The sequence below is a fragment of the Pseudomonas sp. 21 genome (assembly GCF_000955805.1).
In the GTDB taxonomy this organism is placed as follows: Bacteria; Pseudomonadota; Gammaproteobacteria; order Pseudomonadales; family Pseudomonadaceae; genus Pseudomonas.
This window is the reverse complement of sequence record NZ_JYOA01000007.1, coordinates 845870-862549: the sequence shown is the minus strand read 5'-3', so window position 1 is coordinate 862549 and position 16680 is coordinate 845870. Positions and strand designations below refer to the sequence as shown.

General features: G+C 66.6%; 17 protein-coding genes. 7 read left to right on the top strand and 10 right to left on the bottom strand.

Annotated features, from left to right (window positions below):
* Window positions 1-42: 42 nt before the first annotated feature.
* Window positions 43-1362: an MFS transporter gene (locus UB43_RS19435; protein ID WP_045214139.1), complete on the bottom strand. Its 1320-nt coding sequence runs from the start codon at window positions 1360-1362 to the stop codon at window positions 43-45.
* Between the two features lie 260 nt (window positions 1363-1622).
* Between UB43_RS19435 and UB43_RS19430 the strand changes: the two genes are divergently transcribed.
* Window positions 1623-2027 (top strand): acyl-CoA thioesterase, encoded by a 405-nt coding sequence (locus UB43_RS19430; RefSeq protein ID WP_017521585.1) that lies wholly within the window; start codon window positions 1623-1625, stop codon window positions 2025-2027.
* Between the two features lie 52 nt (window positions 2028-2079).
* Here UB43_RS19430 and betA read toward each other — a convergent pair whose 3' ends face one another.
* From betA to betI, 3 genes are all read right to left on the bottom strand, one after another.
* Window positions 2080-3762 carry a choline dehydrogenase gene (betA, locus tag UB43_RS19425; RefSeq protein WP_045214137.1) on the bottom strand — a complete coding sequence of 561 codons (1683 nt, stop codon included), beginning with the start codon at window positions 3760-3762 and terminating at the stop codon, window positions 2080-2082.
* 130 nt (window positions 3763-3892) lie between these two features.
* Window positions 3893-5365: a betaine-aldehyde dehydrogenase gene (betB, locus tag UB43_RS19420; protein WP_045214135.1), complete on the bottom strand. Its 1473-nt coding sequence runs from the start codon at window positions 5363-5365 to the stop codon at window positions 3893-3895.
* A gap of 46 nt (window positions 5366-5411) precedes the next feature.
* Window positions 5412-6005, bottom strand: a complete 594-nt coding sequence (gene betI, locus UB43_RS19415) for a transcriptional regulator BetI (RefSeq protein ID WP_045214133.1) — start codon at window positions 6003-6005, stop codon at window positions 5412-5414.
* Between the two features lie 467 nt (window positions 6006-6472).
* Between betI and UB43_RS19410 the strand changes: the two genes are divergently transcribed.
* Window positions 6473-7033, top strand: a complete 561-nt coding sequence (locus UB43_RS19410; RefSeq protein ID WP_045214130.1) for an HdeD family acid-resistance protein — start codon at window positions 6473-6475, stop codon at window positions 7031-7033.
* Window positions 7026-7196: a hypothetical protein gene (locus UB43_RS29845; protein ID WP_177329807.1), complete on the top strand. Its 171-nt coding sequence runs from the start codon at window positions 7026-7028 to the stop codon at window positions 7194-7196. The genes UB43_RS19410 and UB43_RS29845 overlap by 8 nt, the downstream gene beginning before the upstream one ends.
* Before the next feature lies 1 nt (window position 7197).
* Here the strand turns inward: UB43_RS29845 and UB43_RS19405 are convergent, their stop codons facing one another.
* Window positions 7198-8409: a YeeE/YedE family protein gene (locus UB43_RS19405; RefSeq protein WP_045214129.1), complete on the bottom strand. Its 1212-nt coding sequence runs from the start codon at window positions 8407-8409 to the stop codon at window positions 7198-7200.
* 312 nt (window positions 8410-8721) lie between these two features.
* The gene (locus UB43_RS19400) at window positions 8722-10206 is read right to left on the bottom strand and encodes a PLP-dependent aminotransferase family protein (RefSeq protein ID WP_045214128.1); all 1485 of its coding nucleotides are present in this window, start codon (window positions 10204-10206) and stop codon (window positions 8722-8724) included.
* A gap of 116 nt (window positions 10207-10322) precedes the next feature.
* On the opposite strand from UB43_RS19400, the gene UB43_RS19395 reads away from it, so the two are divergent.
* The 3 genes from UB43_RS19395 (at window position 10323) to UB43_RS19385 (ending at window position 12458) form a co-directional block, all read left to right on the top strand.
* Window positions 10323-10772, top strand: coding sequence for a GNAT family N-acetyltransferase (locus tag UB43_RS19395; RefSeq protein WP_045214125.1), 450 nt, complete (start codon window positions 10323-10325; stop codon window positions 10770-10772).
* 12 nt (window positions 10773-10784) lie between these two features.
* Window positions 10785-11465: a GNAT family N-acetyltransferase gene (locus UB43_RS19390; RefSeq protein ID WP_045214123.1), complete on the top strand. Its 681-nt coding sequence runs from the start codon at window positions 10785-10787 to the stop codon at window positions 11463-11465.
* Window positions 11466-11546: 81 nt separating this feature from the next.
* The gene (locus UB43_RS19385; protein ID WP_045214121.1) at window positions 11547-12458 is read left to right on the top strand and encodes a D-hexose-6-phosphate mutarotase; all 912 of its coding nucleotides are present in this window, start codon (window positions 11547-11549) and stop codon (window positions 12456-12458) included.
* Between the two features lie 66 nt (window positions 12459-12524).
* Here the strand turns inward: UB43_RS19385 and UB43_RS19380 are convergent, their stop codons facing one another.
* The 4 genes from UB43_RS19380 to purE all read right to left on the bottom strand — a co-directional run bounded on the left by UB43_RS19380 (window position 12525) and on the right by purE (window position 15179).
* Complete coding sequence (locus UB43_RS19380) at window positions 12525-13067, bottom strand: DUF3299 domain-containing protein (protein WP_045214119.1); 543 nt, start codon at window positions 13065-13067, stop codon at window positions 12525-12527.
* Window positions 13068-13152: 85 nt separating this feature from the next.
* Window positions 13153-13398 carry a GlsB/YeaQ/YmgE family stress response membrane protein gene (locus tag UB43_RS19375; RefSeq protein ID WP_017521572.1) on the bottom strand — a complete coding sequence of 82 codons (246 nt, stop codon included), beginning with the start codon at window positions 13396-13398 and terminating at the stop codon, window positions 13153-13155.
* 195 nt (window positions 13399-13593) lie between these two features.
* Window positions 13594-14679, bottom strand: a complete 1086-nt coding sequence (locus tag UB43_RS19370) for a 5-(carboxyamino)imidazole ribonucleotide synthase (protein ID WP_045214117.1) — start codon at window positions 14677-14679, stop codon at window positions 13594-13596.
* A gap of 8 nt (window positions 14680-14687) precedes the next feature.
* Window positions 14688-15179 (bottom strand): 5-(carboxyamino)imidazole ribonucleotide mutase, encoded by a 492-nt coding sequence (gene purE, locus UB43_RS19365; protein WP_017521570.1) that lies wholly within the window; start codon window positions 15177-15179, stop codon window positions 14688-14690.
* Window positions 15180-15496: 317 nt separating this feature from the next.
* Here purE and adhP point away from each other — a divergent pair, with 317 nt between their 5' ends.
* Entirely contained in the window at window positions 15497-16531 is a 1035-nt protein-coding gene (adhP, locus tag UB43_RS19360) for an alcohol dehydrogenase AdhP (RefSeq protein ID WP_045214115.1), read from the top strand.
* Window positions 16532-16680: the final 149 nt, after the last annotated feature.

Here is a 16680-nt window from a genome sequence, read left to right as displayed (position 1 = left end):
CAACGACTAATTTAAACTTTCTGCAAAAAACTGTCCGCCCGATCAGTTTACGGCCATTCCCTGCCCTACCAGCCGGCGTTCCTGCCGCAGCAGATAGGCCCCCACCAGCAGGCCAACCACGCACAGCGCCACTACATAGTAGGCCGGGCCCAGCGGGTCTTCCTTCATCAGGAGGGCAACCACCATGGGTGTCAGGCCGCCGAAGATGGCGTAGGCCAGGTTGTAGGAGAAGGACAGGCCGGTAAAGCGAACCACCGCCGGGAAGGCGTTGACCATCACATAGGGCACTGCGCCGATGACTCCGACGCACAGGCCAGTGATCGCATACAGCGGGAACAGCCAGTCCGGATGTGCCTTCAAGCTGGTGTAGAAGGTCCAGGACACGACACCCAGCAGGATGCTCCCCACTATAAAGGTACGACCCGCGCCGAAGCGGTCGGCAAGGCGACCGGCCAGGATGCAACCGACGCTCAGGCAAACGATCGCCACGCTGTTGGCTTTCAGCGACGTAGCAGCATCGAAGCCATAGACAGTCTGCAGCACCGACGGAGTCATCAGGATCACCACCACGATGCCGGCAGACAGTACCCAGGTCAGCAGCATGGACAGCACGATGGCCGGACGATGTTCACGCACCACCACGCCCAGCGGGACTTCCTCCGCCAGTTGCTTGCGCAGCTGCAGCTCGGCGAATACCGGCGTCTCGTGCAGCCAGCGGCGCAGGTAGACGGAGAACAGCCCGAAGATGCCACCCAGCAGGAATGGAATACGCCACGCATAGCCCTGCACTTCTTCGGCGCTGTAGACGCTGTTGATCAGGGTCGCCACCAGCGAACCGATGAGGATGCCCGCGGTCAGACCCGACGTGAGCGTGCCGCAGGCATAGCCCACATGGCGATGCGGGACGTGCTCGGCGACGAACACCCAGGCGCCCGGCACTTCACCGCCGATGGCCGCGCCCTGGATGACGCGCAGCAGCAGGAGCGCCAGCGGCGCCCAGATACCAATCTGCGCGTAGGTCGGCAGCAGGCCCATGATCAGTGTGGGCACGGCCATCAGGAAGATGCTGAGGGTGAACATCTTCTTGCGGCCCAGCAGGTCGCCGAAGTGCGCCATCACCACACCACCCAGCGGACGGGCCAGGTAGCCGGCTGCGAACAGGCCGAAGGTCTGCAATTGGCGCAGCCAGTCAGGCATGTCGGCGGGGAAGAACAGCTTGCCAACCACGGTGGCGAAGAAGACGAAGATGATGAAGTCGTAGAACTCGAGGGCGCCGCCCAGGGCGGACAGCGAAAGAGTCTTGTAGTCGCTGCGGGTCAACGGACGTGACGCGGGCGCGGCAGGAGCGTTCACAGAAGGCATGGTGCTTGTTATCTCTGCAGGCAAGGAGGCTGCGGCCGGCAGCCGCAGGTGCCGCACCATAGCAAATTGCGCGGAGGCGACACAGCGGCCGCGCCCGCGGGAAAAACTCGAAGTCCTGCGGTCGTCGCACAGGGCCCTGCTTCTATATAATGCGGGCAGGCCGATCAAAAGCTGTCCCAAGGCCTTGCGCCGGCAGGTGTCTTGGGAGAGTTTTTCCATAACCTCACCATGAGTACGCCGGGGGCAAGAGGCCCTTACCTATGATCGAGCTCGAACAAGAAGATCCCATCCCGCAGGGCGACCTGGCCTTGCAGATCACCGCCCTGCCGCGCGAGACCAACGGCTTTGGCGACATCTTCGGTGGCTGGCTGGTGGCGCAGATGGATCTCGCCGGAACCGCCATGTCCAGCCGCATTGCCGGTGGCCGCGTAGCCACGGTAGCCATCGACCGCATGGCCTTCCTGGTCCCGGTCGCTGTCGGCGCGCAGCTCTCCTTCTATACACAGACCCTGGAAGTGGGCCGCAGCTCGATCCGCATGCTGGTCGAGGTATGGAGTGACGACCCGCTGTCCAGTGAATGGCGCAAGGTCACCGAGGCGGTATTCGTCTTCGTCGCCATCGACGGTAGCGGCCGCACCCGTCCGGTTCCTCCGCGTCGTGGCTGAAAACTGAAAACGCCGGCTCTCTCGCCGGCGTTTTCGTCTCTGCCTTACAGAATCAGCGCTGCGGTTTTCCGCGCACCGGCGCACCTTCAGCCTTGAAGTAGTCAGCAGTGCTGCGCGGTAGCGCCGGGCGACCGCGAACCTTATCGGCGATCTTCTCGGCCATCATGATGGTGGTGGCGTTGAGGTTGCCGGTGATGATCAGCGGCATGATCGACGCATCGACCACCCGCAGCCCCTCCATGCCGTGCACGCGGCCCTCGCCATCGACCACCGCCATGTCGTCATCGCCCATCTTGCAGGAGCAGGACGGGTGGAAAGCCGTTTCCGCATGTTCGCGGACGAAGGCGTCGAGGTCTGCATCGCTCTGTTTGTCCAGGCCCGGACTGATCTCGCGACCGCGATAGGGGTCGAGCGCAGGCTGGTTCATGATCTCGCGGGTGATGCGGATGGCGTCGCGGAACTCCTGCCAGTCCTGCTCGCAGGACATGTAGTTGAACAGGATGCTCGGGTGCTTGCGCGGATCGCGGGAAGTCAGGTTGATCCGGCCGCGGCTGGGAGAGCGCATCGAGCCGACGTGGGCCTGGAAGCCGTGCTCGCTCACCGCGTTGCTGCCGTTGTAGTTAATCGCCACCGGCAGGAAGTGGTACTGGATATTCGGCCACTCGAATTCCGGTCGGCTGCGGATGAAGCCACCGGCCTCGAACTGGTTGCTCGCCCCCAGGCCCGTGCCGAGGAACATCCACTCCGCGCCGATCTGCGGCTGGTTCCACCATTGCAGCGCCGGGTATAGCGACACCGGCTGCTTGCAGGCGTACTGCAGGTACATCTCCAGGTGGTCCTGGAGGTTCTGGCCGACGCCGGGCAAGTCATGCACGACTTCGATGCCCAGGTCGCGCAGCAGGGCGGACGGGCCGACGCCGGAGCGCTGCAGCAGTTGCGGGGAAGCGATGGCGCCAGAGCACACCATCACTTCGCGGCGTGCGCGGACTTCCTTCAGCGCGTTGTCATCGCCATGCAGATAGGTCGCGCCAATGGCGCGCTTGCCGCTGAACAGGATGCGGTCGGTCAACGCGTGGGTGACGATGGTCAGGTTGGGGCGCTCGCGGGCCTGGTCCAGGTATCCACGGGCAGTACTGGCGCGACGGCCCTGCGGGGTAACGGTACGGTCCATCGGGCCGAAGCCTTCCTGCTGGTAGCCGTTGAGGTCCTCGGTACGCGGGTAACCGGCCTGCACGCCGGCCTCGACCATGGCGTGGAACAGTGGGTTGTTGCCGGCCTTCGGCGTGGTGACGCTCACCGGGCCGCTGCCGCCGTGGTAGTCGTTGGGGCCGATGTCGCGGGTCTCGGCCTTGCGGAAGTACGGCAGGCAGTCGAGGTAGGTCCAGTCTTCCAGGCCCTTCTCCTGCGCCCAGCCGTCGAAGTCCATGGCGTTGCCGCGGATGTAGCACATGCCGTTGATCAGCGAGGAGCCACCCAGGCCCTTGCCGCGCCCGCACTCCATGCGGCGGTTGTTCATGTGCGGTTCCGGGTCGGTCAGGTAGGCCCAGTTGTAGCGGCGGCCCTGCAGGGGGTAGGCCAGCGCGGCGGGCATCTGGGTGCGGAAGTCGGCGCGGTAGTCCGGGCCGCCGGCCTCAAGCAGCAGGACGCTGACGTCGGTGTCCTCGGTCAGGCGGGTAGCCAGTACGTTACCGGCCGATCCGGCGCCGATGATGATGTAGTCGTATTCCTGGGACATGCAGGCCTTCCTCTTTTTTCAGGCACGACACCGCCCGCGACGCGTGCGCGCCGGTGTCTGCGTGTTCGAAGATGGCCGGTGGTCAGGGAGTCATGCCTGCGACCGGCCTTTCATGGCTCGATCGCGGCGATCAGAACACCGAGGTGTAGTCGCCCAGCTCAACCTGTACGGATTTGATGCGAGTGTAGTGAGCCAGGGTGGTCAGGCCGTTCTCACGACCGACACCCGATTGCTTGTATCCGCCAACCGGCATCTCGGCCGGCGACTCGCCCCAGGTGTTGATCCAGCAGATGCCCGCTTCGAGGCGGTGGATCGCCCGGTGCGCGCGGGCCAGGTCCTGGGTCACGACGCCGGCGGCGAGGCCGTACTCGGTGTCGTTGGCGCGGCGGATGGCCTCGTCTTCGGTGTCGTAGACGAGGATGCTCATGACCGGCCCGAAGATTTCCTCGCGGACGATGGTCATGTCGTCGCGGCAGTCGGTGAACACGGTGGGCGCGACATACGCGCCCTGGCCGAACTCAGCGTGGGTGACGCGTTCGCCACCGCACAGCAGGCGGGCCTTCTGCTCTTTGCCGGACTCGATGTAGGAGAGCACGCTCTCCATGTGCGGGAAGCTCACCAGCGGGCCGAAGTTGGTGTTCTCGTCCTGCGGGTTGCCCAGGCGGATGCGCTTCACGCGCTCCAGCACCTTGGCCTCGAAGCGCGCCTGCAGGTTGCGCGGGATGAACACGCGAGTGCCGTTGGTGCAGACCTGGCCGGAGCTGAAGAAGTTGGCCATGACGGCGATGTCGGCGGCGCGGTCGAGGTTGGCGTCTTCGAAGATGATCAGCGGCGACTTGCCGCCCAGCTCCATGGTGACTTCCTTGAGCGAGGAGCTGGAGGCGCTGGCCATGACCTTCTTGCCGGTGGCGGTGCCGCCGGTGAAGGAGATCTTCTCGATGACCGGGTGCTCGGTCAGCCACTGACCGACTTCGCGGCCGCTGCCGGTGAGCACGTTGAACACGCCATCGGGCAGGCCGGCTTCGGTGTAGACCTCGGCGAGCTTCAACGCGGTCAGCGGGGTGACTTCGCTGGGCTTGAAGATCATCGCATTGCCGGCGGCCAGGGCCGGGGCGGATTTCCACAGGGCGATCTGGATCGGGTAGTTCCAGGCGCCGATGCCGGCGACCACGCCTAGCGGCTCGCGGCGGGTATAGACGAAGCTGGTGTCGCGCAGCGGGATCTGTTCGCCCTCGATGGCGGGCACCAGCCCGGCGTAGTACTCGAGCACGTCGGCGCCGGTGACGATATCGACGAAGCGGGTCTCGGCCAACGGCTTGCCGGTGTCGAGGGTTTCCAGTTCGGCCAGTTCGTCGTTGCGCTCGCGGAGGATGTCGACGGCGCGGCGCAGGATGCGCGAGCGCTGCATGGCGGTCATCGCCGCCCAGACTTTCTGCCCTTCCACCGCTGCCTGCACGGCGCGCTCGACGTCTTCCTTCGAGGCGCGTTGTACCTGGGCGAGGACTTCACCGTTGGCCGGATTGATGGTCTCGAAGGTGGCGCCGCTGGTGGCTTCCACGTAGCGACCGCCAATGTAGAGCTTCTGTACTTCGAATCGAGCCATGGTGCGGTGGTCCTCTCTTGTCGGTGTCAGCGCAAGGCTGCGCCCGCTATCCGGGGCGCTTGGCCAGTTGTTGGTCGAGGTAGTCGTAGGCAATCGCCAACGCCTGCTCGGTGTCAAAGGCATCGCCCGAGAGCGCGCCCCGCAGCCAGAGGCCGTCGATCAGCGCGGCCAGCCCGCGAGCGGCGCTGCGGGCCTGGGCCAGCGGCAGTTCGCGGCGGAACTGGCTGCACAGGTTCGAATACAGCCGGTGGTCGTTGATCCGCTGCAGCCGGCGCAGCGCCGGCTGGTGCATGCTGGTCGCCCAGAACGCGAGCCAGGTCTTCATGGCCGGGCCGTTGACCTGCGAGCTGTCGAAGTTGCCGGCGATGATGGCGCGCAGGTGCGAGCGCGGTTCGTCGTTGCGCAAGGTAGCGCGGCGCTCGGCGACGGCCTTGCTCAATGCCGACATCAAATGTCGCATCGTCGCTTCCAGCAGCCCGTTCTTGTCCTGGAAGTAGTGGCTGATGATGCCGTTGGAGACCCCCGCGAGGCGGGCGATCAGGGCGATGCTGGCGTCGCTCATGCCCACCTGGTCCACCGCCTCGAGGGTCGCGTGGATCAATTGGGAGCGGCGAATCGGCTGCATACCGACCTTGGGCATTTTTCAATCTCCTCTTCGCCGGGCGTACCTATGCCGTCCGGCGATACTGTGGGCCAGTCTATTCGTTTTTTATTGAACGCTCAATCAACTAAGAATATGCTGCGCTGTATCAACGCCTTGAGGCGCCCGCATGGCGGGGCCCGGACCGTTCATCGCTACGCCACACTCCAACCCGCAAGGATCGCAGAATCCGCGCCGGATGTGTCGCAGCCGCTCTCCCCGGTGACGTCGCCTGACGGCACCCGCCCGTTGCGACGGGCCTTCCACAGCCCGGCCCGTGCCGGGCTTTCTTTTTTGGGTTCTCGTTGTAGGAGCGAGCTTGCTCGCGAACCGCCCAGCGACGGCGCTGCCGGTGAACTCGATTCGCGAGCAAGCTCGCTCCTACAGTGGCCGGCATGACCTGGCTCAAGCGCTGGTCACCGGGCAGGGCTATGGTTTCAGCCACACCCCTCGCGAGGATCGCCGCCATGTCGCAACACCCGCTCTGGCAAGCCCTGGGCCGCCACTGGAAATGGATCGCCCTGCGCGGCGTCGCCGCCCTGCTGTTCGGCATCCTGGCCATGGTCTGGCCGGGCATCGTGCTGACCGTGATGGTGCTGTTCTTCGGCGCCTACGCCTTCGTCGACGGCCTGTTCACCCTGATCGCCGCCGCGCAGATGCGCGAATCCGGCCGGCCCTTGTGGCCGCTGGTGCTGGTGGGCTTGCTGGGGATCGCCGCCGGGCTGGTCGCCTTCCTCTGGCCGCAGCTGACCGCGCTGGGCCTGCTGATGCTGATCGCCGGCTGGGCGCTGGTGATGGGCGTGCTGCAGATCATCGCCGCGATCCGCCTGCGCAAGGCGCTGCAGAATGAATGGTGGCTCGGGCTTTCCGGCGCGGTATCGGTGCTGTTCGGCGTGCTGATGATCGGCAACCCCGGTGCCGGGGCAATCGCCGTGGCCTGGGTGATCGGCGCCTATTCGGTGTTCTTTGGCGTCCTGCTGATCCTGCTCGCGCTGCGCCTGCGCAAGACGTCAACCTTCAATGCCTGAAGAACGGGACTGGTGCCTGCTGCGCCTGGACGAAAACGGCAACCGCTTCGTCATGCGCCGCCAACTGAGCCGCGCCGAGGCCGAAGCCCTGGCGGGGGAGTACCAGGCCCGCGGCCACCGGCAGACCTACTGGGCGGAGCGCGAGACGCCCCGCCCGGCCTGACTCAGCAGCCGGTCAGGCGCGCTTCCACGCGCTCGGCGGGGAAGAAGATCGGCCGCAGACGCACACCCACCGCGTTGCCGAAGAACGCCGCCACCAGCCACAGCCAGCCGTGCAGGCTGCCGGAGGCGATGCCGCTGAAATACGCGCCGATGTTGCAGCCGTACGCCAGGCGCGCGCCGTAGCCCAGCAGCAGGCCGCCGATGACTGCCGCGATCAGCGAGCGCGCCGGGATCTTCAGGCTCGGAGCGAAACGACCGGCGAGGCCGGCGGCCAGCAGCGCGCCGATCATGATGCCGAAGTCCATCACACTGGTAACGTCCTGCCACACCGGTGCGGCCAGCGCCTTGGCATTGGCGTCGACCTGCCAGAAGGCCCACTGGTCGACGGCTATCCCCAGGCTTTCGAATGCCTTCGCGCCCCACAGGGCAAAGGCCGAGGTGACGCCCCACGGGCGTCCGGCCAGCGCCAGGGTAGCGAAGTTCAGCAACGCCAGCGCCACCGCACCCCATACCAGCGGCCACGGGCCACGGAAGAACCGGCCGATGCCCTGCTCGCCGTTGCTGGCGATCAGCTCCAGCACGCCATGGCGGCGTCGCTCCAGCACCACGCTGACGGCGGCAATGGCAGCGAACAGCGCCAGGCTCAGCGCCAGTGCCGGGAACAGGCCAAGGGACTGCACGATGGAGGTCGGCGGCAGCGACGGCAGGGCAAACCACCAGCCGATGTGGTGGGTGGCGATCACCGAGCCGATGATGAAGAACAGCAGCGTCACGAGCATCCGTGCGTTACCGCCGCCCACGGTGAACAGCGTGCCGGAGGCGCAGCCGCCGCCCAGTTGCATACCGATGCCGAAGATGAAGGCGCCGACGATGACCGACGTGCCAGCCGGCGACACCAGCCCCTTCACCGGTTCACCGAACAGCGTTCCGGCGGCCAGCGCCGGGAAGAACAGCAGCACCGCCAGCGCCAGCATCACCATCTGCGCACGCAGGCCGGCGCCGCGGCGTTCGCGGATGAACACGCGCCAGGCGGACGTGAAGCCGAAAGCCGCGTGGTAGAGCGTCAGCCCCAGCGCGCCGCCGACCAGGAACAGCAGGGCCTGCCGGCCGCTCACCACCTGGGCGAGGAACAGCGCGCCCGCCAGCAGGAGGAGGAAGGCGACCCAGGACGCAGAGGACTTGCGCTCGGGGACGGTGGACAGGGCTAGGCTCATGGCGGCTCCGGGGTATTTTCGAGAGGGGCGGTATTTTAGGGAGCGTAGTGCCTCTCGCCAACTTCGTAAGGCAGCTAAGCAAATAGCCGGGCGTTACAAGATGTATGGGCCTCACCCCACCTTCGTCTTCAGCGCAAAGTTCGCTTCCCTCTCCCTAACCCTGGCAGCGAGCCCCGCTCCGAAGGGAGAGGGGACTAGAGCGACGGTGATCGCGGGGAAGGCCAATAGCTCCGGCTCGCAGCATAGGCAGCAGCTCGGCGACCGCCGGCCGACGCTGTCGTATCCGTGAAAGCTGAACGGCTCCCTCTCCCTTCAGGGAGAGGGCTGGGGAGAGGGGCTCCTGATTGTCCAAACCTTGCGCAATGCCTTCAACGCCTCGGCGATCCGCGCCTCCGGCACCGCCGCAAAACCCAGCACCAGCCCGGCCCGCAGATCCGCCGGCTCGGCGGACTCCGGCAGCCAGTAATCGCTCAGGGCGTTCACCTCGACGCCCACCGCCGCCGCGCGCTGCACCAGTTCCAGCTCGCGCTCGCGGCTGTCGACCCGCACGCACAGGTGCAATCCCGCGTCCACCGCCGGCATCGGCGCGCAGCCGGCCACCTCCGGCCAGCCACGCAGCAGCGCGTCACGGCGGCTGCGGGCGGCCCTGCGCATGCGGCGGACATGCCGCTGGAAATGCCCTTCGGCGATGAAGTCCGCCATCACCCGCTGGGTACCAACTTCCGAGTGCCGCACGTCCAGCGCGCGGCGGCGGGCGAAGGCCTGCGCCAGCGCCGGCGGGACGACCAGATAGCCCAGGCGCAGCGCAGGGAAGGCGATCTTGCAGAAGGTGCCGACGTAGAGGACGCGGTCATGGCGATCCAGCGCGGCCAGCGGCATCAGCGGCGTACCGCTGTAGCGATACTCGCCGTCGTAATCATCCTCGACGATCCAGCCGCCGCTGCGCTCGGCCCACTCCAGCAGCTCCAGGCGCCGCGCCAGCGACAGGGTCACGCCGGTGGGGTACTGGTGCGAAGGCGTGACGTAGACCAGCCGGCAGTCCGGCAACTGCGCCAGCCGTTCCGTGCAGAGGCCATCGGCATCCACCGGTACGCCGTGCAGGCGCGCGCCGGCCGTGGCGAAGGCATGGCCGGCGGCGCGGTAGCCGGGGTTCTCGATGGCCGCGCCGTCTCCCTCGGCGAGCAGCACCTGGGCGCACAGCGCGATGCCCTGCTGGGCGCCGCTGGTGATGATGATCTGCCCGGCATCGCAATGCAGGCCGCGGGTAGTACGCAGGTAGGCGGCGACCAGCTCGCGCAGGCGCTGCTCGCCGGCCGGGTCGCCGTAGCCCAGGCAATCCAGCGGCGGATCGCGCCAGAAGCGCGCCTGCAGCCGTGCCCAGGTATCGAAGGGGAAGAGGTCGAAGGCCGGCACGCCGACCCGGAATGCCCGTGGCGCGCCGGTGGGCGGCAGCGGCAGATGATGCCGCGCGAGGCGCTCCAGCGAAGGCGCATCCGGGCTGCGTGCTTCGCTACGAACCGCATCGACCGAGGGCTGAACCCGTTCCGCCACGTAGGTGCCATCGCCGGTGCGGCCTTCGATGTAACCTTCGGCGTAGAGCTGCTCGTAGGCGCGCACCACGGTATTGCGGGAAACACCCAGCGAAGCAGCCAGATCACGGCTGGCCGGCAGCCGGGAGCGCGCCGCGAGGCGACCATCGAGGATGCGCTCGCGCAACGCCTGAAACAGCTGAACGCCCAGCGGCCGGGCAGGATCGAGGCGGATGCCGGACGGGTTGAAAGGCAGAGGAACACTCATGGAGCGGCTTCCGGGAAGTCGGCAATGGTTCCTTTGATTTGATCATGAATGGCTCTTTAGCAGAACCAATTACCGACCTAGGCTGGAAGCATTCCAACGCACACAAGGCCATCACCATGTCTTCCGCTGTCGAGATCCGCCCGATCACCGCCGATGATCACGCCGCCTGGCTGCCGCTCTGGCAGGGCTACCAGCGCTTCTACAAGACCACCATCGACGAGGCCACCAGCGCCGTCACCTGGCAGCGCTTCCTCGATGCGGCCGAACCGATGCACGCCGCCCTCGCCTGGCGCGATGGCACCGCCATCGGCCTGGTGCACTTCATCTACCACCGCTCCTGCTGGACCCAGGGCGACTACGTCTACCTGCAGGACCTGTACGTCGCCGAAGGCCAGCGCGGCGGTGGCATCGGCGCGCAGCTGATCGAGCACGTGTACGCCGACGCCCGCGCCAACGGTGCCGCGCGGGTGCACTGGCTGACCCACGAGAGCAACACCGACGCCATGTTCCTGTATGACCGGATCGCCGACCGCTCCGGGTTCGTCCAGTACCGCAAGATCCTCTGAGCCGGAGCGCCCATGAACGACCAACCCCTGCTGAACTGGCGTCCCGCCGCCAGCCCCGAACGCCGCACCCTGACCGGCCGAAACATCAACCTGGCTCCGCTGGACGTCGCCCTCCACGGCGATGACCTGTGGGAGGCGCTGCAAGGTCCCGACTCTGACCCCGTGCTGTGGGACTACCTGCCCTACGGCCCCTTCCCCGAGCGCGCACCCTTCGACGCCTGGCTGGCGGGCAACGCGGCCAGCAACGACCCGCTGTTCTTCGCCGTGATCGACCGTGAGAGCGGACGCGCGGTCGGCCTGCTCAGCTACCTGCGGATCTTCCCCAGGGACGGCAGCATCGAAATCGGCCACATCGCCTATGGGCGCGTAATGCAGCGCTCGCCGGCCTCCACCGAGGCGGTCTACCTGCTGGCGCGCTGGGCCTTCGAGATGGGCTATCGGCGCCTGGAATGGAAGTGCAACGCACTCAACGCCCGCTCCATGCGCGCCGCCGTGCGCCTGGGCTTCGTCTTCGAGGGGACCTTCCGCCAGGCCACCGTGGTGAAGGACCGCAACCGCGATACCGCCTGGTTCTCCATCATCGACAGCGAATGGCCGCGCTGCCGGCAGGCCTTCGAGCGCTGGCTGGACGCCGCCAACCTCGATGCCGATGGCCAGCAGCGCGAACGGCTCGAAGCCCTGCGCCAGAGCTGATCTTTTCATTCTCCGGGAACTGCCCGCTGCGCGAAGGATCGGTGATACTGAAACTTTCGCAGCGCAGTCCCGGAGACCACCATGAGCAGCGACATCCAGACGCCCCGCGTCGAGCAGGTACAGATCGATCAACTGTCCTGTTGGCGCATCCACACCGCCCATGGGGAAGCCCTGATCGCCCAGCAGGGCGCGCAACTGCTCAGCTACCAGCCCCATGAGCAACCACCGCTGGTGTGGCTGAGCGAGACCGCCGAGTACCGCCACGGCCAGTCCGTGCGTGGCGGCGCCCCGGTGTGCTGGCCCTGGTTCGGCAACCTGGACCGCAACCCGGTGGACATCCGCACCGCCTACCAGGGCGACAAACCGCCGGCCCACGGTCTGGTGCGCGCCCTCGACTGGCAGCTGGACGACATCGCCGACGAGCAGGGCCAGCTGTCGGTGCACTTCAGCTACGACGCAAGCCAGGGCCTGCCCGGGTGGGCGCACTCGGCGCGGCTGGAACTGGTGATGCGCTTCGGCGAACGCCTGACCCTGGAAATGACCACCCACAACCTCAGCGACAAGCCGCTGCCGCTGACCCAGGCGCTGCACACCTACTTTGCCGTCAGCGACTGCCGCCAGGTAAGCATTGATGGCCTGCAGGGCAACCGCTACCTGGACGCCATGGAGAACTGGGAGGAGCGCCAGCAGCATGGACTGATCCGCTTCACCGGCGAGACCGACCGCGTCTACCTGGACGTGGAGAAGACCCTGGTGATCCAGGACCCGCTGTGGGAGCGCGGCCTCCACGTCAAGGCCGGCGGCTCGCGCTCGGCGGTGGTGTGGAACCCGTGGATCGACAAGGCTGCGCGGCTGTCGCAGATGCCCGACGATGCCTGGACCGGCATGCTCTGCATCGAGACCGCGCGAGTGATGGACGACGCCCTGTGCGTGGCGCCGGGGCGCAGCGAAAGCATGAGCGTGGAAATCTGGAGTGAACCGCTGAAGGCCTGATTCATCGGCGCCCTGAAAATGAAAAAGCCCGGCACAAGCCGGGCTTTTTGTTTCTGCAGGAGCGGGCTAGAGGTCGCTCTCCTCCACCGGTCGCACCTTGGCGTCGTCGATGGCGTAGGCCGCATCGGCCAGGTCATTGCTGACCTTCTCCACTTTCAGCGTGCCGCTGACCCAGATCGGGTTGTAGATATCGTCGATCTGGATGCCCTTGGGGTAGCGGACCAGCACGATCTGGTTCGGCGGCGGCGGCGGCACGTGGATGCAGGCGCCCGGGTAGGGCACCAGGAAGAACTCGGTGACGCGACCCTTGGCGTCATTCTCCAGCGGCACCGGGTAGCCGCCCAGGCGCAACGCCTTGCCGTTCAGCGCTGCCACGGTCTTGGTCGAATACATCACCTGCGGCAGCTTCTTGTCGGACTGTTTCAGCCCGCCCTTGTTGGTGAAGGTGCCATTGGCCTCGGGGCCGTTGTGGGTGATTTCCGGCATGTCTTCCAGCGCCTTGCGGTCGCTGGGCGGCATCAGGGACAGCCAGTCGGTTTCGGGGAGTTCGGCGGCGGACGCCAGGGAAGTCAGCACTATCAGGCAACAGGCGAGCAATGGTCGGCGCATCGTGGACTCGAAAGGCCCGGTCGGGCACAGGCGGTAAGGGCTTCCTGCGCCCTCCCCCTTGGCGGGAGAGGGGCGGAAATCACCGTCAATTCTTCTTGATCAGGCCGTAAATGACCAGCAGCACGATGGCGCCGATCACTGCGCCGATGAAGCCCGCCGCCTGGCCGGCCGCGTAGATGCCCAGCGCCTGGCCGCCGTAGGTGGCCAACAGCGAGCCGCCGATGCCGATCAGGATGGTCATGATCCAGCCCATGCTGTCATCGCCAGGCTTCAGGAAGCGCGCGATGAGTCCGACGATCAGGCCAATGACGATGGTTCCGATTAATCCCATGACAAACCCTCCTTGTGGGTTGAGCGCTGCGGGTGCGCGCCTGTCATGGGACAGTGTAGGAAACGCTGGCGTTCCGTGTTCCACCGCAGGCCAGAGCCCCCGGCAGTGTTTCGAGATTCTTACAGCGCAAGGAAACCCGCCATGAAAAAAGCCGCGTCAGCGATTGACGCGGCATCCTTCACAGCAGACTGACGATCAGCCCTTGGCGATCAACGCCTCGACCTCGGCGATACGCGCCTTCAGGGTCGGCAGGTCGGCGCTGCGCAGGGTGGCATGACCGACCTTGCGCCCGGCCTTGAAGGCCTTGCCGTAGTGGTGCAGGTGGCAGTCGGCGATGTTCAGCACCTCGGCCACCGGCGGCACTTCGCCGATGAAGTTGAGCATGGCGCTCTCGCCCACTTTTGCGGTCGAGCCCAGCGGCAGACCGGCAATGGCCCGCACGTGGTTCTCGAACTGGCTGCACTCGGAACCTTCGATGGTCCAGTGGCCGGAGTTGTGCACGCGCGGGGCGATCTCGTTGGCCTTCAGGCCGCCGTCGACCTCGAAGAACTCGAAGGCCATCACGCCCACGTACTGCAGCTTGTCCAGCACGCGGCCGACGTAGTCTTCGGCCAGCGCCTGCAGCGGGTGGTCAGTGCTCGCCACGGAGAGGCGCAGGATGCCGTTCTCGTGGGTGTTGTGCACCAGCGGGTAGAAACGGGTTTCGCCGTCGCGGGCACGGACCGCCACCAGCGAGACTTCGCCGGTGAAGGGCACGAAGCCTTCGAGGATGCAGGGCACGCTGCCCAGTTCGGCGAAGGCGCCGGTGACGTCCTCGGGCTTGCGCAGGACCTTCTGGCCCTTGCCGTCGTAGCCCAGGGTGCGGGTCTTCATCACCGCCGGCAGGCCGATGCTGGCCACCGCGGCGTCGAGGTCGGCCTGGGACTGCACGTCGGCGAAGGACGGGGTCGGGATGCCCAGGTCCTTGAACATGGACTTCTCGAACCAGCGGTCGCGGGCGATGCGCAGCGACTCGGCGTTCGGGTAGACCGGCACGAACTGCGAGAGGAAGGCCACGGTTTCGGCCGGCACGCTCTCGAACTCGAAGGTCACCACGTCGACTTCATCGGCCAGCTGGCGCAGGTGATCCTGGTCGCTGTAGTCGGCGCGGATGTGCTCGCCCAGGGACTGCGCGCAGGCATCCGGCGCCGGGTCGAGGAAGGCGAAGTTCATGCCCAGCGGGGTGCCCGCCAGGGACAGCATGCGGCCCAGCTGGCCGCCACCGATGACACCGATCTTCATGGTTCTGCTCAGGCCTCGCGCGGATCGGGATTGTCCAGCACCGTCTCGGTCTGGGTGGCGCGGAACTGCTTCAGCGCCTCGTGGTATTGGGGGTACTTGGCGCCCAGGATGCTGGCGGACAGCAGGGCTGCGTTGGTCGCGCCGGCCTTGCCGATGGCCAGGGTGGCGACCGGGACGCCCGCGGGCATCTGCACGATGGACAGCAGCGAATCGACGCCCGAGAGCATGGAGGACTGCACCGGCACGCCGAGGACCGGCAGGTGGGTCTTGGCGGCGCACATGCCCGGCAGGTGGGCGGCACCGCCGGCGCCGGCGATGATCACTTCGATGCCACGGCCATCGGCCTCTTCGGCGTACTGGAACAGCAGGTCCGGAGTACGGTGGGCGGAAACCACCTTCACTTCATACGGAATGCCGAGCTTGTCCAGCATGTCTGCGGTGTGGCTCAGGGTGCTCCAGTCGGATTTGGAACCCATGATCACGCCAACCAGTGCGCTCATCGTCGTGCCTCTCTCAAGTGCGCTCTTGGGCGCGTCAGAAACCAACAAGCCACGCTCGTCGGAGGCGTGGCTTGTACGTGGCCAAACCGGCGGGCAGTGCCGGCTTGAAGGCGGCGCAGTATACCGCAAAGGATGTGGCGCAGTGCACTGGGCATGACCGTTGGTCCCGATTTCGTCATTCCGGCACCGGCAAGGCCCGCGACGATCTCGGAAAAGCTTGCCGCAGCTCAAGATGGCCTAGGCTCAGAGGCTCAGACTCGTCTGACCCGAGCCTGCCCGGACTGGGCAGGCACCTCATCCTTCAAGGAGCGAGCGCAATGTCCACGACCCTGCCCACGACCATGAAAGCCGCCGTCGTCCACGCCTTTGGCGAGCCGCTGCGGATCGAGGAAGTCAAAGTCCCCCTGCCCGGCCCCGGACAGATCCTGGTGAAGATCGAGGCCTCCGGCGTCTGCCACACCGACCTGCACGCCGCCGAAGGCGACTGGCCGGTGAAGCCGAGCCTGCCGTTCATTCCCGGCCATGAAGGCGTCGGTTTCGTCGCTGCGGTCGGCGCCGGCGTCACCCGCGTGAAGGAAGGCGACCGCGTCGGCGTGCCCTGGCTGTACACCGCCTGCGGCTGCTGCGAGCACTGCCTGACCGGCTGGGAAACCCTCTGCGAAAGACAGCAGAACACCGGCTACTCGGTGAACGGCGGCTACGCCGAATACGTGCTGGCGGACCCGAACTACGTCGGCATCCTGCCGAAGAATGTCGGCTTTACCGAGATTGCGCCGATTCTTTGCGCGGGCGTCACCGTCTACAAGGCGCTGAAGGAAACCGAAGCACGTCCCGGCCAGTGGGTGGCGATCTCCGGCATCGGTGGCCTGGGCCACGTCGCCGTGCAGTATGCCAAGGCCATGGGCCTGCACGTGGTGGCCGTGGATGTCGACGACGCGAAACTGGAACTGGCGCGCAAGCTCGGCGCCAGCCTGACCGTCAATGCGAAGAAGGAAGACCCGGTCGAAGTGGTCCAGCGCGATATCGGCGGCGCCCACGGCGTGGTCGTCACCGCCGTGTCCAACAGCGCCTTCGGCCAGGGCATCGGCATGGCCCGCCGCGGCGGCACCGTGTCGCTGGTCGGCCTGCCGCCGGGCGACTTCCCCACGCCGATCTTCGACGTGGTGCTCAAGGGCCTGCACATCACCGGTTCCATCGTCGGCACCCGCGCGGACCTGCAGGAAGCGCTGGACTTCGCCGGCGAAGGCCTGGTGAAAGCCACCGTCGCCGCCGGCAAGCTGGATGACATCAACGCCATCCTCGACCGCATGCGCGCCGGGCAGATCGAAGGGCGGATCGTGGTCGAGATGTAGGCCTCTGCGCGGGGTGGACTCCTACCCCGCGCCTCACCTGTAGGAGCGGGCCATGNNNGCGATCGCGCCCATGGGGCGCCCCTACAGGGAGCTCCCGGTCAAACCTGCAGGCGTTATGCACCCTACACGGGATACAGGGTACGGGCTGT

Bases quoted from the DNA above. Each gene is read 5' to 3' on its own strand.
- UB43_RS19435 (WP_045214139.1), bottom strand. From the start codon at position 1,362: ATGCCTTCTGTGAACGCTCCTGCCGCGCCCGCGTCACGTCCGTTGACC.
- UB43_RS19430 (WP_017521585.1), top strand. From the start codon at position 1,623: ATGATCGAGCTCGAACAAGAAGATCCCATCCCGCAGGGCGACCTGGCC.
- betA (WP_045214137.1), bottom strand. From the start codon at position 3,762: ATGTCCCAGGAATACGACTACATCATCATCGGCGCCGGATCGGCCGGT.
- betB (WP_045214135.1), bottom strand. From the start codon at position 5,365: ATGGCTCGATTCGAAGTACAGAAGCTCTACATTGGCGGTCGCTACGTG.
- betI (WP_045214133.1), bottom strand. From the start codon at position 6,005: ATGCCCAAGGTCGGTATGCAGCCGATTCGCCGCTCCCAATTGATCCAC.
- UB43_RS19410 (WP_045214130.1), top strand. From the start codon at position 6,473: ATGTCGCAACACCCGCTCTGGCAAGCCCTGGGCCGCCACTGGAAATGG.
- UB43_RS29845 (WP_177329807.1), top strand. From the start codon at position 7,026: ATGCCTGAAGAACGGGACTGGTGCCTGCTGCGCCTGGACGAAAACGGC.
- UB43_RS19405 (WP_045214129.1), bottom strand. From the start codon at position 8,409: ATGAGCCTAGCCCTGTCCACCGTCCCCGAGCGCAAGTCCTCTGCGTCC.
- UB43_RS19400 (WP_045214128.1), bottom strand. From the start codon at position 10,206: ATGAGTGTTCCTCTGCCTTTCAACCCGTCCGGCATCCGCCTCGATCCT.
- UB43_RS19395 (WP_045214125.1), top strand. From the start codon at position 10,323: ATGTCTTCCGCTGTCGAGATCCGCCCGATCACCGCCGATGATCACGCC.
- UB43_RS19390 (WP_045214123.1), top strand. From the start codon at position 10,785: ATGAACGACCAACCCCTGCTGAACTGGCGTCCCGCCGCCAGCCCCGAA.
- UB43_RS19385 (WP_045214121.1), top strand. From the start codon at position 11,547: ATGAGCAGCGACATCCAGACGCCCCGCGTCGAGCAGGTACAGATCGAT.
- UB43_RS19380 (WP_045214119.1), bottom strand. From the start codon at position 13,067: ATGCGCCGACCATTGCTCGCCTGTTGCCTGATAGTGCTGACTTCCCTG.
- UB43_RS19375 (WP_017521572.1), bottom strand. From the start codon at position 13,398: ATGGGATTAATCGGAACCATCGTCATTGGCCTGATCGTCGGACTCATC.
- UB43_RS19370 (WP_045214117.1), bottom strand. From the start codon at position 14,679: ATGAAGATCGGTGTCATCGGTGGCGGCCAGCTGGGCCGCATGCTGTCC.
- purE (WP_017521570.1), bottom strand. From the start codon at position 15,179: ATGAGCGCACTGGTTGGCGTGATCATGGGTTCCAAATCCGACTGGAGC.
- adhP (WP_045214115.1), top strand. From the start codon at position 15,497: ATGTCCACGACCCTGCCCACGACCATGAAAGCCGCCGTCGTCCACGCC.